Origin of the sequence: Amphiplicatus metriothermophilus, assembly GCF_900199215.1 — a bacterium.
Classification (GTDB): Bacteria; Pseudomonadota; Alphaproteobacteria; order Caulobacterales; family Parvularculaceae; genus Amphiplicatus; species Amphiplicatus metriothermophilus.
This window is the reverse complement of record NZ_FZQA01000010.1, coordinates 23719-39839: the sequence shown is the minus strand read 5'-3', so window position 1 is coordinate 39839 and position 16121 is coordinate 23719. Positions and strand designations below refer to the sequence as shown.

Annotated in this window: 14 protein-coding genes; 4 read left to right on the top strand and 10 right to left on the bottom strand. The window is 67.1% G+C overall.

Going from position 1 to position 16121, the window contains the following annotated elements:
* Positions 1-2: 2 nt before the first annotated feature.
* Positions 3-1433, bottom strand: coding sequence for a pyruvate dehydrogenase complex E1 component subunit beta (locus CHB64_RS14550; protein WP_089413363.1), 1431 nt, complete (start codon positions 1431-1433; stop codon positions 3-5).
* 88 nt (positions 1434-1521) lie between these two features.
* Entirely contained in the window at positions 1522-1938 is a 417-nt protein-coding gene (locus CHB64_RS14545; protein ID WP_089413362.1) for a DUF1330 domain-containing protein, read from the bottom strand.
* Between the two features lie 173 nt (positions 1939-2111).
* On the opposite strand from CHB64_RS14545, the gene CHB64_RS14540 reads away from it, so the two are divergent.
* Positions 2112-2831: a VPLPA-CTERM sorting domain-containing protein gene (locus CHB64_RS14540; RefSeq protein WP_089413361.1), complete on the top strand. Its 720-nt coding sequence runs from the start codon at positions 2112-2114 to the stop codon at positions 2829-2831.
* A 112-nt stretch (positions 2832-2943) separates the two neighbouring features.
* Here CHB64_RS14540 and CHB64_RS14535 read toward each other — a convergent pair whose 3' ends face one another.
* Positions 2944-4005, bottom strand: coding sequence for an MBL fold metallo-hydrolase (locus tag CHB64_RS14535; protein WP_089413360.1), 1062 nt, complete (start codon positions 4003-4005; stop codon positions 2944-2946).
* A gap of 144 nt (positions 4006-4149) precedes the next feature.
* Between CHB64_RS14535 and CHB64_RS14530 the strand changes: the two genes are divergently transcribed.
* The gene (locus tag CHB64_RS14530) at positions 4150-4851 is read left to right on the top strand and encodes an HAD family hydrolase (RefSeq protein WP_089413359.1); all 702 of its coding nucleotides are present in this window, start codon (positions 4150-4152) and stop codon (positions 4849-4851) included.
* 208 nt (positions 4852-5059) lie between these two features.
* Here CHB64_RS14530 and CHB64_RS14525 read toward each other — a convergent pair whose 3' ends face one another.
* The 6 genes from CHB64_RS14525 to tpiA form a co-directional block, all read right to left on the bottom strand.
* Complete coding sequence (locus tag CHB64_RS14525) at positions 5060-5689, bottom strand: PAS domain S-box protein (protein ID WP_089413358.1); 630 nt, start codon at positions 5687-5689, stop codon at positions 5060-5062.
* 31 nt (positions 5690-5720) lie between these two features.
* Positions 5721-7352 carry a CTP synthase gene (locus tag CHB64_RS14520; RefSeq protein WP_089413357.1) on the bottom strand — a complete coding sequence of 544 codons (1632 nt, stop codon included), beginning with the start codon at positions 7350-7352 and terminating at the stop codon, positions 5721-5723.
* Positions 7353-7452: 100 nt separating this feature from the next.
* Complete coding sequence (secG, locus tag CHB64_RS14515) at positions 7453-7968, bottom strand: preprotein translocase subunit SecG (protein WP_089413356.1); 516 nt, start codon at positions 7966-7968, stop codon at positions 7453-7455.
* A 150-nt stretch (positions 7969-8118) separates the two neighbouring features.
* The gene (locus CHB64_RS14510) at positions 8119-9939 is read right to left on the bottom strand and encodes a DUF885 domain-containing protein (RefSeq protein ID WP_089413355.1); all 1821 of its coding nucleotides are present in this window, start codon (positions 9937-9939) and stop codon (positions 8119-8121) included.
* A gap of 95 nt (positions 9940-10034) precedes the next feature.
* Positions 10035-10964, bottom strand: a complete 930-nt coding sequence (locus CHB64_RS14505; RefSeq protein ID WP_159462523.1) for an alpha/beta fold hydrolase — start codon at positions 10962-10964, stop codon at positions 10035-10037.
* A 40-nt stretch (positions 10965-11004) separates the two neighbouring features.
* Positions 11005-11724 carry a triose-phosphate isomerase gene (tpiA, locus tag CHB64_RS14500; RefSeq protein WP_089413353.1) on the bottom strand — a complete coding sequence of 240 codons (720 nt, stop codon included), beginning with the start codon at positions 11722-11724 and terminating at the stop codon, positions 11005-11007.
* A gap of 176 nt (positions 11725-11900) precedes the next feature.
* Between tpiA and CHB64_RS14495 the strand changes: the two genes are divergently transcribed.
* Positions 11901-13796 carry a peptidylprolyl isomerase gene (locus tag CHB64_RS14495; RefSeq protein ID WP_159462522.1) on the top strand — a complete coding sequence of 632 codons (1896 nt, stop codon included), beginning with the start codon at positions 11901-11903 and terminating at the stop codon, positions 13794-13796.
* Positions 13797-14067: 271 nt separating this feature from the next.
* A complete protein-coding gene (locus tag CHB64_RS14490) occupies positions 14068-14976 on the top strand; it encodes a hypothetical protein (RefSeq protein ID WP_143266036.1) in 909 nt (302 codons plus the stop codon).
* A 60-nt stretch (positions 14977-15036) separates the two neighbouring features.
* Here the strand turns inward: CHB64_RS14490 and CHB64_RS14485 are convergent, their stop codons facing one another.
* Entirely contained in the window at positions 15037-16053 is a 1017-nt protein-coding gene (locus tag CHB64_RS14485) for a divergent polysaccharide deacetylase family protein (protein WP_089413350.1), read from the bottom strand.
* Positions 16054-16121 lie beyond the last annotated feature (68 nt).

Sequence of the window (16121 nt, the reverse complement as noted above, 5' to 3'; positions counted from 1 at the left end):
CGTCAATCCTTATACAGAACCGCCTTCGCCGCCTTCACGATTTTATCCGCATTCGGAAGGCTCAGGACCTCGAGATTGGCGGCGTAAGGCAGCGGCACGTCCTCCTGGGTTACGCGGGCGGGCGGGGCGTCGAGCCAGTCGAAAGCGCGATGGACGACCTGCCAGCCGACCTCGGCGCCGATCCCGCAAGGGGCCCACGCCTCCTCGACGGTGACGAGGCGGTTGGTCTTCTTCACCGACTCGACGACCGTTTCGACGTCCATCGGCCGCAGCGTGCGCAGGTCCACGACCTCGGCGGAGATCCCCTCCTCCGCCAGATTTTCGGCCGCTTCGAGCGCGAACTTCACGCCCCGCGAATAGGAGACGATGGTCACGTCCGATCCCTCGCGCTGAATCTTCGCCTTGCCGATGGGCAGCACCCAGTCCTCCACCTTCGGCACGTCGTGCGCGTCGCCGTAGAGAAGCTCGTGTTCGAGGAAGACCACCGGGTTGGGGTCGCGGATCGCCGCCTTGAGCAGGCCCTTGGCGTCGGCCGCCGACCAGGGCGCGATGACGATGAGGCCCGGCACATGGGCGTACCAGGGCGCGTAGTCCTGGCTGTGCTGGGCGGCCACGCGCGAGGCCGCCGCGTTCGGCCCGCGAAAGACGATCGGCGAACCCATCTGGCCGCCGGACATGTAGCGCGTCTTCGCCGCCGAGTTGATAATGTGGTCGATCGCCTGCATCGCGAAGTTCCAGGTCATGAACTCGACGATGGGCTTGAGGCCGGCGAAGGCCGCTCCGACGCCGAGGCCGGCGAAGCCGTATTCCGTGATCGGCGTGTCGACCACGCGCTTCGGCCCGAACTCCTCGAGAAGGCCCCGGCTCACTTTGTAGGCGCCCTGATATTCGGCAACTTCCTCGCCCATCAGGAACACCGTCTCGTCGCGGCGCATTTCCTCGGCCATGGCGTCGCGCAGCGCGTCGCGCACGGTCGTGGAGACCATCTCGACATCGTCCGGCAGCGCGGGATCGCTCGCGGCGGAAACGAAGGCCGGCGCCTTCGGCGCCTCGTCCTTCTCTTTCTTCTCTTTCCCGTCGGCGGGGGTCTCTTCGCCGCGCGCGTCGGCCGGGCTTTCCTCCTTGCGCGCTTCGGGCGCGGGCGCGGCCGCGCCGTTGAGCTTTTCAAGGTCGATGTCGTCGGCGCTCTCGCCGTCCTGCAGGAGAACGGCGATCGGCTCGTTCACTTTCACGTTCTCCGCGCCCGCCTCGACGAGGATCTTGCCGATGACGCCCTCGTCGACCGCCTCGACCTCCATGGTCGCCTTGTCGGTCTCGATCTCGGCGATGACGTCGCCGGGCGCGACCTTATCGCCCTCCTTGACGTTCCATTTGGCGAGGGTCCCCTCCTCCATGGTCGGAGAGAGGGCAGGCATGAGGATGGGCGTCGGCATGAACGGCTCTCTGGTTCGCAGAGGAAAGGAACGGGGCCTTTTCCTAGCCGCAAACCGGCCGCGCGAACAAGCCTTTAGCCGGCGGCGCCTAGCCGAAAACCGCGCCCGCTTCGCCCGGCTTGAGGCGGATGAGGCGCGAGTCTGCGACCGCAGCCTGGCGGTGACGGACGATCGCCTGATAGCCGGGATTCTTCACCATGTCGGCGAAGGCCTGGGCCGAGGGGTACTCGGCGACGAAGCAGACGTCCCACCTTTCGTCCTCCGGGCCGATCAGCACATGCCGCGGCTCGCCGGACCAGACGATGCGCCCGCCGACGCCCTTGAAGAATTTTTCGCTTTCCCGCGCGTAGGCGGCGTAGGCCTCGCGCCCCGTCGCCTTGCGACCGTCTTCATAGGCCGCGCTCTCGCGCAGGCGGATGATGTTCAGCATCCAGATCGGCCCCTCTTCGGGCAGCTTCATCATGGCGCCGAACTGTTCTCGCGTCGGATCGATATAGCCTGTCACGGTCGCTCCCTCTGATGCGCAAGCTGATCATGCGCACAGGCGCGCCGCCTGCAACCGGCGATGACAGCGGCTTTCGGCGCGGGCGTTAACCATAAGAAAAGATTGACATAAGTTGCATTTTGTTTACGCTGCAACCTGCGGTGGCGTTGTCAGGGCAGTAGGGAGCATGGGGTATGAGAACCCTGAGAACCTTGACCGCAGCGGCTGCGGCCGCCTGTCTGTCCATCGGAACCGCCGGCGCGGCGACGTTCCACCTTTCCACGGGAAACGGCGTCGATAACGGAAACGGGACACTCTCCTTTTCGGCGGACGGAATAAGCCTCGCCGTTTCGGCCGGGCTGTTCGACGACGTTCCCGGCGCCGTCATCGTTCCGGGCGCGGACGGCGCCGTAGTCACCCAGACCGGCGCCGGCCTGGGCGTCACGGACAACAACGACACCTCGAGCGACGTCGACGGGATCGGCGACAACGACGCGCTGATCTTCGCTTTCGATCGTCTCGTGAAGATCGAGGGGATCTGGTTCTCCAACTTCGATCTCGACGACGACGTCGATTTCTTTTTCGAGAACGCCGACGGCGATCTCGAGCGTCACAGCTCGTATCTGCTGAGCCTCGCGCTCGATCTCGACGGCTTTCTCGACGTGTCCGTCTTTCTGGGGCTGTTTCCGACGCTCGATCCCAATCTGCTGATCGGCACGCTGTTCGGTTTCGGCGCGGACGATGACGGAATCCTCGGCCTCCTCGCCGACAACTTCAAGATCAAGGCGATCAAGGTGAAGGATCTGTCGCCGCCGGGCGAGATTCCGGTCCCGGCCGCGTTGCCGCTGTTCCTGTCGGGGCTCGCCGGCTTCGGCGTCGCGGCGCGCCGGCGAAAGGCTCAGGGCGCGCCCTAGGCGATTCCGCGCAAGCCCCGTCGGCGCAGGCGCGGGGGACCAGCGGCCTGCGCCGGCGACGCCCCTCGCGCGGAACCCCCGGCGCCGGCCGCCCGGCGCCGGGGGACGCGCGTCAGAGCTTCGTGAAATCGATCCCGCCCGCGGCCGGCAGCAGGACCAGCATGCCGTCGCGCGCCAGCGCGACGTTCCGCCTGCGGACTTCCTTCACGCCGCGCAGAAAGATTCGCTGCGTCAAAGGCGCGTCCGGCGCCGGCGTGAGATGGGTGAGGATGAGATAACCGACGCCCGCTTCGTTCGCCGCGCGCGCGGCTTCTTCCGGGCTCGTGTGATAGGACGGGATGTCGGCGAAGATCATCGCCAGGCTCGCAGCCCCCGCCCTCTCCGCGGCGGCCTGCATCTCGGCGACCATGTGGTTCGCCTGCGCTTCGTGGATGAGAAGATCGGCGCCCGCCGCGGCCCGAACGAGCGAGTCCGAATAGGCGGTGTCGCCGGAGACGACGACGCTGCGGCCCTTGTAGTCGAAACGGTAGCCGACGGCCGGGTCGACCGGATCGTGCGTCACCGGAAAGGCGCTGACGGTGAGGCCGCCTTCTTCGTACACGACCGCTTGCCCGCGCCCGTCGAAGGCTTGCGCGCGCAGGCCCGCCGCGCGCGGCGGCGCGACCGCCTTGCCGTGATGGGCGGTCCTGTATTCGGAGTCGAGCGCATAGGCCTCGTTCAGCCCGCCGACGACGCGCTCCACGCCGGATGGTCCGTAGACGGCCAGAGGCGTCGGCCGGCCCGCCACCCATGAGCCGAGATTGGCTTCGCCGAGATCGCCGATATGATCCGAGTGGAAATGCGTCAGAAACACCCCCGCGAGCCGCCCCGCCGGAACGCCGGCGGCCTGAAGCGTCTCCCAGCTTCCTGTTCCCGCATCGACGAGAAAGAACCTGCCCCCCGCGAAGATCGCCGTGCAGGTCTGCGCCCGCTTCGCCGAGGGCAACGGCGAGCCCGTGCCGCAGAAGAATATCTTGAGCCCGTCGCCGTCGAATAGGGCGGCGCGGTCGCGCCCGAAGCCCTTGGCGAGCGCGCGCTCGAACAGCGCGTCCTCGACCGCCGGCGCGCGGAGCGCCGCGACGAGCGCGCCCGCCGCCAGAACCAGTCCCGCCGCTATCCAGATCACGATCCGCATGTTCCTCTCTCCTTGCGGCCGGCCGCCATTCGACGCCGGCGCGCCCAGCGGATCAACAGCCTGCTGCAGTCGCGCCCGGGCGATGTTTCCCTCGCCGCGGGCTGCGCCTAATGTTCCGCCGTCGAATCAGCGAAAGCACCGACCATGCCCCGCGCCCTCGCCGCCATCGGCTTCGACGCCGACGATACGCTCTGGCACAACGAGCGCCTGTTCCGCATGACCGAGGCGCGCTTCGTGGAGCTGCTTTCCGATTACGCCGATCCGCGCGACCTGCCGGCGCGGCTTCTGGAGGCGGAAAAGCGCAACCTCGCCCGCTACGGCTATGGGGTGAAAGGGTTCACCCTGTCGATGATCGAAACCGCGCTCGAAGTGACCGAGGGCCGCGCGCCAGGCTATATCGTCAGGGCCATTCTCGATGCAGGCCGCGAGATGCTCGCCCATCCCGTGCGGCTTCTGCCGGGCGCGGCCGAAACGCTGGAGCGGCTGGCGGGCGACTATCGCCTTCTCCTCATCACCAAGGGCGACCTGTTCGACCAGGAGCGCAAGGTGGCGCAATCCGGACTCGGCGAATTTTTCTCGGCGGTGGAGATCGTGAGCGAAAAGACGCCCGCGATCTACGCGCGCGTCTTCACCCGGCACGGCGAGGGGCCGGCGCGCGCGATGATGGTGGGCAATTCGCTTAAATCCGACGTGCTGCCGGCGATCGAGGCCGGCGCCTGGGGCGTCCATGCGCCGCATGAGCTTACCTGGACACTGGAGCGCTGCGAGCCGCCGAAGGACGCCCCGCGCTATCGCGAGATCGCGCGCCTCGACGAGCTGCCCGATCTGGCGGCGGAGATCGGCTGAACGCGCGCCGGTTAGCGATTCCCGACTTTCGCCGGAACGAGGGGGAGAGGCGCCGGCGGCGCAATCAATTCTAGCGCGACGGCTATGGGAGGACTTCATCCATTCCGCGTCGTCCGTCGGCGATCCGAATGATCGGGCCCGGAAAGGCCGAAAAACAAAATCCATCCGTATGCGCATGTCATGCGAAGGTCATCCGATGCGGCCGTCTTCAGCCGCTCCGCTGCGACAGAATCCGGACGAGCTTCTCCGTCTTGCGTTCGAGCGCGCGGGCGCATTCGAGGGCCTCTCCGCCCGCGGGGGTCAGCGCTTCGATCAGCCGCGCGTTCGCTTCGGCGATTTCCCCCGCCAGGGCGGCCAGCGTGTCCCGAACATAGCTGGCGTTTTCAGACAGCGCCCGCGTCTCGGTCTCGCGCTCGCGCAGCGCATGCGCAAGGTAGCGCTTCTGGTTTATCTGCTGGGTGATGTCGTCGAAACTGGCCACCGCGCCGATGATCTCGCCGCTTTTTTCCTCCCGGACGGCGTCTGAATTTATCTGCAGCCAACGCAGCCGGCCGTCGTCGATCCGATGCATGCCCATGACGACGCCGTAGCAGGCGACGCCCCCCTTCAGACTCGCTATGATCGGATGCTGATCGGGCGGAAAGGGCGAATCGTCCTCGCGGATCGTCCGCCAGTCAGGGTCGTAGGAAGTCTTGCCTTCGAGCTGTCCCGGACTCGCGCCTAGGATGCGGCAGGCGGCGCGGTTGTACAGGCGGATCTGGCCGGTCGCATCGTAAAAGACATAGCCGTGCTCCATGGTGTCGAGCACGCGCTTGTAGATGCTCTCCGATGCGTCCATAGCCTCATTCCGAGCCGGCGGCGGACCGAGTTTACACGAGTCGCGAGCGCGCGACCGCGGCCTTGACGAAAGAGGCGAACAGCGGGTGCGGCTCGAAGGGTCGCGATTTCAGCTCAGGATGGAACTGCACCCCGATGAACCACGGATGATCGGGGATCTCCATGATCTCCGGCAGCGCGCCGTCCGGCGAAACGCCCGAGAACACGACGCCGGCCTTCTCCAGCCGCTCCGCCCAGGCCATATTGACCTCGAAGCGGTGACGGTGGCGCTCCATGATCTCGGTCGCGCCGTAGATTTCCGCCGCGCGGCTGCCCGGCTTCAGCCGCGCCGGATAGGCGCCGAGCCGCATGGTGCCGCCGAGATCGCCGCCTTCCCGGCGGACCTCTTTCTCGTTTCCGCGGGTCCATTCGGTCATCAGGCCGACGATGGGCTTGCTGACCGCGCCGAATTCCGAAGAGCTGGCTTCGCTCTCGCCGAGCAGGCTGCGCGCGGCCTCGATCACCGCCATCTGCATGCCGAAGCAGATGCCGAAATAGGGAATGCGCTTTTCCCGCGCGAATTTCGCCGCCCTTATCTTGCCCTCCGCCCCGCGCTCGCCGAAGCCGCCGGGCACGAGAATGCCGTGCACGTCCTCAAGGGCGGAGATCGCCTGCTCCTCTTCTTCGAAGACGGAAGCGTCGATCCACTTTATTTCCGTACGGACATTATTGGCGATGCCGCCATGCGTGATCGCCTCGATCAATGATTTATAGGCGTCCTTGAGAACGGTGTATTTGCCGACGACGGCGATGGTCACCTCGCCGTCGGGGCGCGTGATGCGCTCGACGATGGTCTCCCAGCGCGACAGGTCAGGCGCCGGCGCGTCCGCGATCCCGAACGCGGCGAGCACCTCGTCGTCGAACTTCTCGCGGTGATAGGCGAGCGGCACCTCGTAGATGGTGCGCGCGTCGAGCGCCTGCACGACGGCGGAGGGGCGCACATTGCAGAAGAGCGCGATCTTTTTCCGCTCGCTTTCGGGGATCGGCCGGTCGGCGCGCACCAGCAGCACGTCCGGCTGGATGCCGATGGAGCGCAGCTCCTTCACCGAATGTTGCGTGGGCTTGGTCTTCAGTTCGCCCGCAGAGGGGATGTAGGGCATCAAGGTCAGGTGCACGAACACCGCCTGCCCGCGCGGCAGCTCGTTGCCGAGCTGGCGGATCGCCTCGAAAAAGGGAAGGCCCTCGATGTCGCCGACCGTGCCGCCGATCTCGCAGATGACGAAGTCGGCCTCGCCCGCGTCGTTGAGGATGAACGCCTTGATGGCGTCGGTGACATGCGGAATCACCTGCACCGTCGAGCCGAGATAATCGCCCCGCCGTTCGCGCTCGATGATGCTCGAATAGATCTGTCCGGTGGTGACGTTGTCGCTTTTCGAGGCCGAGACGCCCGTGAACCGCTCGTAATGGCCGAGATCGAGATCCGTCTCCGCCCCGTCGTCGGTCACGAAGACTTCCCCGTGCTGATAGGGGCTCATGGTCCCGGGATCGACATTGAGATAGGGGTCGAGCTTGCGCAGGCGCGCCTTGTAGCCGCGCGCCTGCAACAGGGCTCCGAGAGCCGCCGCCGCAACGCCCTTGCCGAGGGATGAGACCACGCCGCCGGTGATGAAAATGTACCGCGCCATGGAAGTCCGTCGTAACGCGAAACGGCGCGGCGAGACAACATGAAAAGCGCGCCGCGGCGATTTTCTCTCGCGGCGGCGAAAGGCCGCCGGCCGTGAAAGGTCAGTTCTGGTCTGGGTCTTGCGGCGGCGTTTCTTCTTCAGTCGTCGCCGATTCTTCGGTCTTCATCGCGCTCCCGGCAGCCTCAGGCTCGCCGGCCCCGGTCGCCGGCGCGCCGAGCGATTCAAGCAGCTGCTCGGGACTCGGCGCAGGCTCGTCCGCCGCGCCTGCGGGCGCTTCTTCTTCCGGTTCCGCACCGAGGGTGCGCAGGAGGTCTTCCGGCGAGGCCGGCGCGCGGGCCGGCGCCTCCTGACCGGCGTCTTGCGCGCCGGTGAGCTCGCGGATGATCCGCTCCTCGCTTTCGCCGGTGTCCGCCAGCATCGCGAGCCCCAGCGAGGTGCCGAAGAACAGAAAGCCAAGCGCCGTGGTCGTGCGCGTGAGCGCGCTCGCCGCGCCGCGCCCGCTCATGAAGCCGCCGCCCCCGATCCCGAGCGCGCCGCCTTCCGAACGCTGCAGCAGCACGATCCCGATCAGGGCGAGCACGATAAGAACGTGAACAGTCAACAGGACGGCGGTCATCGGCTTCGATCCGTTGCAGAGCGGAAAGGGCTCGCGAGGCCGGCCCCCGCGAGAGGCCGCTGTCTACGCCGGGCGGCCAGTCGCGTCAAATAGGCGCCGGCGGGCGGGTTTTCATCCGCCGCCGCGCCGTCGTCAGTCAGCGCCGGCCGGTCAGGCCGCCTGGCGCGCTTCGATCCAGCGGTCGACGTTCTTTTCGAGAATGCCGAGCGGCATCGCGCCGTCGAGCAGGATGAGTTCGTGGAACGCCCGCAGGTCGAACTTGTCCCCGAGCGCGGCTTCGGCCTTCGCGCGCATCCGCAGGATGGCGAGCTGGCCGGTCTTGTAGGCCGTCGCCTGGCCCGGCCAGACCACATAGCGCTCGATCTCGCGGGTCACTTCGGCCTCGGTCATGCCCGTCTTCGAGATCATGTAGTCGATGGCCTCCTCGCGCGACCAGCGCTTGTGGTGGAGCCCGGTGTCGACCACCAGCCGCACGGCGCGGAACATCTCCGCCTGCAGCCGGCCGAGATCGCCCAGGGGATCGTCGGCGTACATATTCATGTCCTTGGCGGCGAGCCGTTCGGCGTAAAGCGCCCAGCCTTCCGAATAGGCGCTGAAGGGCGACAGCTTGCGCAGCAGCGGGACGTTCTCGATGAGCTGCGAGGCCGAAAGCTGGAAATGGTGACCCGGCGCGGCTTCATGATAAAGCAGCGTCGGCAGGGTCCAGCGCGGATTGTCGGCCGTGTCCTTGAGGTTGATGTAGAAGCGGCCCGGCCGCGAGCCGTCGAGCGCCGGCGGGTTGTAATAGCCGCCCGGGGCGGAGTCCTGCGCGTATTCCGGCACGCGCACGATTTCTAGCGGCTGCGGCGGCAGGGTGATGAAGAAGTCGCCGGCCCTCGCCATCACTTCCTCGTTGAGCTCGACGAGATAGTCGAGCATCGCCTGGCGGCCTTCGTCCGTATTCGGAAACTGATGGGCCGGATCGCTCATCAGCTCCCGGACGCGCTCGGAGACGGAGCCCTCGGCCAGTCCCTGCGAGACCAGGATGGCGTCCATTTCGGCCTCGATGCGCGCGACCTCCGAAAGCCCGATTTCGTGTATCTCATCGGCGCTCAGGTCCGTGGTCGTGTTGGAGCGCAGGGCGGCGGCGTAAATCTCCTGCCCGTTCGGGATGCGCCAGATGCCCGCGTCGTGAGTCGCGGTCTTCGCCATGTCTTCGAACAGGGCGATGATCGCCTCATAGCCGGGGATGACCTCTTTCTCGACGGCCTCTTTCGCCGCGGCGATATAGGCGGCGCGCTTTTCCTCGCTCAGCCCGTCGATCTTTTCGAGCTTGGCCGGCAGGGTCGTCGCCAGCGGGTTGTTCTCCGCGCCGCCCTCGATGAAGGCGCGCATGACCGCGAGCGATTTCTCGATGATGAAGTCCGGCGGCGTCACGCCGTGCATCCGGTCGTCTTCGAGCCGGTCGCGCGTCTCGCGCAGCACGCGGCCGAACTCGTTGAGGCGCGAAATGTAGCGCTTCACGCTCCGTTCGTCCTTGATGACGTGCACGTCGGTCAGGAACTGGGGCAGATTGACCGTCGGGCCGGAAATCTGCGTAACGCGATAGCCGCCATAGTCGAACTCGGCCTGGCGCAGCAGGTTCGCGAAGAACCAGCGGGCGATCTCCCAGCTCAACAGCTCCTGGCCTTCCAGCCCCTCCGGCCCATAGCGATCAAGCATCGCGAGGGCTTTTTTCAGCTTGGCGCGGGTCTTTTCATCCTGGGCCTTGGTGTAATCGCCGAGCTTGCCGCTGTGAAAATCCAGCGGCGTATTGTCGATCATGCCGAGCTGGGTGAGCAGCTCGGGCGAGTCCATGCCCAGCTCGATCGTCGCCTTGTTGATGGCGTTGTTGACGCCGACCGGCTTCCACCAGAACCACGTATAAGCGCCGAAGCCGGCGATGAGCAAAAGGACGATAAGCCCGAGAAGCAGTTTTCCGACAAGCCGCATGCGAAGCCCCCGCTGGTCGCGTTTCTTTTCCTGTAGTCCGGATACTATTCGCCGGCCTCACTGGAAACCGGGCCTGGGCGCGTTTTTCCGGCGCTTCATCGCAAATCCGCCGCCATTTCGTCGATGAGCGCGACGATTCGCGCCGTTTCGGCGTGATGGAGCGCATGGCCGGTATCAGGCAGCACCGCCAGTCTGGCGTGCGGCACTTCCGCGGCCAGGGCCTTCGAATGACGGCGGGGGCTGACCGTCGCATCGGCCGCGCCCGTCACGATCGTCACAGGAAGGCGCAAGGCGCCGTAACGCGATTGCATCGCGACGATCTGCGGCTTGAGCCTTCTCAGATCCTCCGCATTCGCCCTGAAATCGCCGGGCCGGAACAGCAGCGCGAGTCCGGCCTCATCCGCATAATTCGGCGGCGGCTCGTCCGGCGCGAACGACTCCGCCACGCCGCCATTGACCGCCAGCGGCGCGTAAAGCGGAAGGACGAACCGGCGGAACAGGACGCCTGCGACCGGCCATCCCGACGCCTTGTTGTACCAGGCGACGCCGCCGGGCCACTCATGACTGACCGGGGCGAGCAGCACGAGCCCGGCCGTTTCGTCCTGATACTGAAGGGCGTAGGCGAGCGCGACCGCGCCGCCGAAGCTTTGGCCGACGACGATGGGCCGCTCGACGCCGAGCGCGTCGAGCGCGCCCTTGACGAGCGCCGCCTGCCGGTCGAGTCGCCAGCCGTCCCGCGGGCGCTGCGAATAGCCGCGCCCCGGCCGGTCGATCAGCACCACCCGATAGCGCTCGGCGAGCGCATCGCCCAGGGAGATCTTCATGTCGCGCAGATTGACGCTCGCTCCATGAATGAGAACCACCGCCGGCGCGTCCTGCGGGCCGGCCTCGACCACATGCAGCCGCACGCCGTCCGCCTCGACGAAACGGCCCAACGGCGGCGCCTTGCGCTCGGCGTAGAACGACGCGCAGCCGGGCAGAATCGCGGCCGCAGCGACCAGAAGCAGTAAAAACGTGAGCGTCATGCGCCGTCGCCGGATCGTTTGAAGCAGGATCGTCATCGCCCTAGGGACTCGCCGCCGCGATGATCGCGTGGAAGTCTTCCGCCTTGAGGCTCGCGCCGCCGACGAGGGCGCCGTTCACATTCGCGACGGCGAGAATCCCGGCGGCGTTCGCGGGCTTCACCGAACCGCCGTAGAGAATGCGGGCCTCCGGCCCGGCCCGGTCGCGAATGAAGGCGTGCATGGCCCCGATATCCTCGAGCGTCGGGGTGAGCCCCGTGCCGATCGCCCAGACCGGCTCATAGGCGACGACGAACACGCCGGTCTGCGGCAGCGAGCCCGCAAGCTGGCGGGCGACGACCGCCTCGGCCTCGCCCGCCTCGCGCTGGGCGCGGGTCTCGCCGACGCAGACGATAGGCGTGAGGCCGGCGCGCAGGGCCGCTTCGGCTTTCGCCCGCGCCAGCGCGTCGGTCTCGCCGTGATCGGCCCGGCGCTCGGAATGGCCGACGATGACGAAGCGCGCGCCGGCGTCGGCCAGCATCTCGGCGCTGATGTCGCCGGTATGCGCGCCGGACGGCGCCGGGTGACAGTCCTGTCCGCCGGCGAAGACGCCATAGGCCCCGGCGCGTGCGGCCAAGGCGGCGAGCAGGGTCGCCGGCGGACAAATGAGGACGTCGCGGTCCGCCGGCGCGCGCCCGCCCATAAGACCCCCAAGCTTCTCCACCTCGAGAAGCGAGGCCGCAAGCCCGTTCATTTTCCAGTTGCCGGCGATGAGCGGTTTCATGTCCCTCCCCGTTTTGCGCGTTTCGCTTTTGACCCGGTTTCTGCGCGGGGGCGTGCGGAATGTCCAGCCGGCGCGGCGCCGGCGGCGCGCCGGCTTGTGATCGCCGCGCGCGCTCGCTAGGTTCCCGGCGGATCGTCGGCGGGAGCAAACCCGCGCCCGGGAACAGGAAAGCATCGATGCTTCAGCAGGTGCGCAGCGCCCTCAAGGGCGTGGTCGCGTGGTTCGTCATCGTTCTTCTCGTGCTCGCCTTCGCGCTGTGGGGCGTGCCGGAGCTGCGCAATTTCGCGCAAGGATCGCCGCTGCGCGTAGGCAAGGTCGGCTTTTCGAACCAGGCGATCCTCAACGAGTTCAACCGCCAGATGACGGCCCGTCGCAACGAGACCGGCGAGGCCTTCACCCGCGAGGACGCGATCGCCGCCGGCCTGCCCGACGCCGTCATATCCACGCTCGCCGCCCGCTCCGTTCTCGAACAGGAAGCCGGCAAGCTCGGCCTCGTCATGCCCCGTTCGGTCGTGCGCGATTATCTGCACACGAATGAGCGTTTTCAGAACCCCGCCACCGGCCGCTTCGACCAGTTCGCGCTTGAAAGCATTCTCTCGGCGAACGGCTTCACGCCGAGCCAGTTCGAGGAGGTGCTCAAGCGCGATCTTCTGCGCACCGAGCTCATCCAGAGCGTCGCAGCCGGCGGGCTCGCGCCGCGGCCGATGGCCGAGGCGATTCTTTTGCGCGAGGTCGAGCAGCGCCGCATCGCCTATCTGACGGTGACGCAGGACATGGCCGGCGCGCCCGAAAAGCCGACGCCGGAGGCCCTGCGCGCCTATTATGAGGAGAACGCCGCCGCCTTCACCGCGCCCGAATATCGAAGCTTCACGGCGGTCATCCTGCGCGAGGCCGATTTCCGCGAAGGGCGGGAAGCTCCGGAAGAGGATTTGCGCCGTCTTTACGAAGCCAACAAAAGCCGGCTCTACGACATCCCGGAAAAGCGCACGATCTACCAGGCGACCTTCGACTCCGAAGCGGAGGCTCAGGCCGCGGCGTCGGCGCTGCGCCAGGGCCGGCCGTTCGAAGAGATCGCCGCCCAGCGCGGCCTGTCGCTGGAAGCGACGACCTTCGAGGACATCGAACGCGGCGATCTTCTCGACCCCAAAGTCGCCGAAGCCGCCTTCGACCCCGCCCTCGGGCCGGGCGACGTCGCCGATCCGGTGCAGGGCTTTTTCGGCTGGAGCGTCGTTCAGGTGGCCGACGTGACGGCGCCGGAGACGAAAACGTTCGAAGACGTGCGCGAGGAGCTGGAGTCGCAATATTTCGCGCAGGACTCCCGCCGCCGGATGTTCGAGGCCATCGAGGCCATCGAGATGGCGCGCGACACCGGCGCCAATCTTGTGCAGGCGGCTGAGAACGCCGGCGTCGCGGCGCGCCGCGTCGGCCCGGTCGATTCATCGGGCCGGACCCCCGACGGCGAGGCGGTCGCCGATCTGCCGGCGAAGGTTCTTCAGGAGGCTTTCCGGCTCGAAGAGGCTGATGAAAGCACCGCGATCGAGCTCGAAGACAAGGACGGCTATTTCTTCGTTCATGTGGACGACGTGACCCCGCCGGCCCTGCGCCCCTACGAGTCGGTCGCCGAGGCGGTCGAGGCGCGCTGGCGGCGCGAGGAAGCGCAGGCGCGGATCGAGGCCGTCGTCGCCGAGATCAGGCAGGCCGTCGCCGACGGCGCGAGCCTTGAAGAAGCCGCCGCTCCCTACAACCGCGCGCCTATCGTGGAAGTCATTGACCGTTCCGTCCGTAACGAGACTTTCTCGCCCGCCCTTGTCGAGGACATCTTCTTCGCCGATCTTGGCGCGCTGGTCTCCGGTCCGGCCGGCTACGGCCAGGCCCATGTGATCGCCGAGGTCCGCGAGATCGACTTCGCGCGCAACCGCGTCGGCCCCGGCGAGGAGATCGGATTCCGCCAGTTCATCGGCTATCAGCTCGACCAGGAACTGCTCGACGCCTACATCGCCAGCCTGCGGGAGGACTACGGCGTGCGCACGGATCCGAACGCGATCGCGAATCTTTTTTCCGACGCTTATTGACGGCGCGTCGCCCTGGCGCGCCGCTCTAAAAAATGCGCGGCGCGCGACAGATTTCTCCATCCGGGACGGCGGTCTCGATCGCATTCGGCCAATCGCTCAGGCTCTGCTTTTCAGCGAAGCCGTTCGCTTCTAAGCTCCCGCCCGCTTGGGGGAGTCTGAATTCTTTGTGTTGCGCGTCGTCAGCTTCTCCCGGGCCTCATGGGGAGAGTCGCCGGTTCGCCTGCAGGCGAGCGCCGCGCTTTTTCCCCGCAACAACAGCTCGGAGGAAACGATGAAACAGCTATTGGCGGCTTTGTTGGGCGCGACCGCTATGACGGCGGCGGCTCAGGCGGAGGACATCAGCGCGTTCGTCGAAGCGGCGAACGCGCAGCTTCTCGCCGCCGGCCATAATGTCCAGATCGGCATGGTCGAATGGATCAACGACGGAGAAAGCGAACAGATGGGCCAGACCCTTCTGTTCAAGGATGTCGGCAACAAGCAGCTCGGCTTCGACTTCGTGCCAGGCGACCCGCGCCGCGGCGGGCGCACCGACATTCGCCACCGCACGGACGGAACGCAGCCGTCTGCGGACGCCGTCGACACGTTCGGCGCGATCGGTTCGGCCATGCAGACGTGGCAGGATGTGTCATGCTCGAATATTCCGTTGACGGATCTTGGGCTTACCTCCGGTGACATCGGATTCATCCAGTCGCTCATTCCGGGATTTGGCGGAAATCCGAACATCGCCGAGCCGATCATCGCCGGAGCCGATATCACCCACGCGGGCGTGCTGCCCGGCGCGTGGTTCGACGCCGCTTTCGGGCCGAACAGCATTCTCGGCGTCGCGTTCACGATTATGTTCGTGGACGGCGCAGGCAATCCGACCGACATCGACAACAACGGAACGAACGACGCGGCCTATCGCGAGATTTACTACAACGACGCCTTCGTCTGGGTGAACGATCCCAATGACGGCCCCGGCAACGGCGTGATCGATCTCGAATCCGTCGCGCTGCATGAAGCGGGGCACGGCCTCAGCCAGGCTCACTTCGGCAACGCCGCGATCATCAACGCCAACGGCAAGATCCGAATCTCGCCGAAAGCGGTGATGAACGCCGGCTATATCTTCGCCCAGCAGGACCTTCAGGGAAGCGATATCGGCGGGCACTGCAGCAACTGGTCAAGCTGGCCGACCAATTAAGCGGCCTCGGCCGCCACATCCGGGAAGGGCCCCTTGACCGGGGCCCTTCGCTTTCTTGGCTCACCGTTCGTCCGCCGCCGCCACGCGGCCGTCTTGCGACCACGCGTCGTCCACTTCGAGCAGCGCCGCCGTCGTCGCCAGCTCGAAACCGCGCGCCGGCGCGGAGGTGAGCCAGGGCCCGAGCGCGGCGAGCGTGTCGGGCCGCGGATGGCAGATGGCCACCGCATAGCCCGTCTCGCGCGCAATGCGTTCGACCAGCGCGAGCTGGCGCACGACCGTCTCGGGCCCCGCTTCCGGATCGAGAAACACGTCGCGCGCGAACACCCGCGCCCCGACGGCGCGGCCCGCCTCGGCCGCAACGCTGCCGGCGGTCGTCACCGAATCGATGAAATAAAGCCCGCGTTCGTCGAGCACGGAGAGCACCGTCTTCATCGCCGCTTCGTGGCGGGTCATGCGCGAGCCCATGTGATTGTTGACGCCGGAATAGCCCTCGATGCGCGAAAGATTCCATGCAAGCGCCGACAGAAGCTCCGCGCCCGTCATGTTTGCGCGCAGCGCATTGGGTCCGGGATCAACCGGCCCGTCCGGCTCCATCGGCAGGTGAAGCAGGATCTCGTGCTCCGCCGCGCGGGCGCGATCGACCATGGCCTGCGCGCCCTGCGCATAAGGAAGAAAGGAAAGGGTGAGCGGGCCGGGCAGCGCCATGACGTTTTCGAACGCCGCCGGGTCCAGCCCCATGTCGTCGAAAATGACGATGATCTTCGGCCTGCCGGGGGGAAGCGCCGGCGGCGCGAAGCGCTCCGGCTCGGCCCCGGCGCGAAGCGCGGCGACGACCTTCTCGCGCTCGTCGAAGACGCCCGACGACCGCGCCGGCCCGTCGCGCAGTTCGAACGGAGCCGGCGGCGTCCAGCGGCCCGCCTCGGCGATCGCGCCGCGGCCCGCCATATAGGCGCCGACCGCCCCGAACGCGACGCCGAGCGCGGCCATCACGGCCGAGGCGACGAGGCCGGCCCAGCCGGCCCGCGCGGCGCGGCGCGGTCTGACGCGCCCTCCTCCGCCTTTATGGCGCCTGTTCATGCTCGTCTTTCGCCAAGCCGCGGCCGGGTCCGGTTGCGCCGGCGCCGCGGGCCGCTATTGTCACGCGC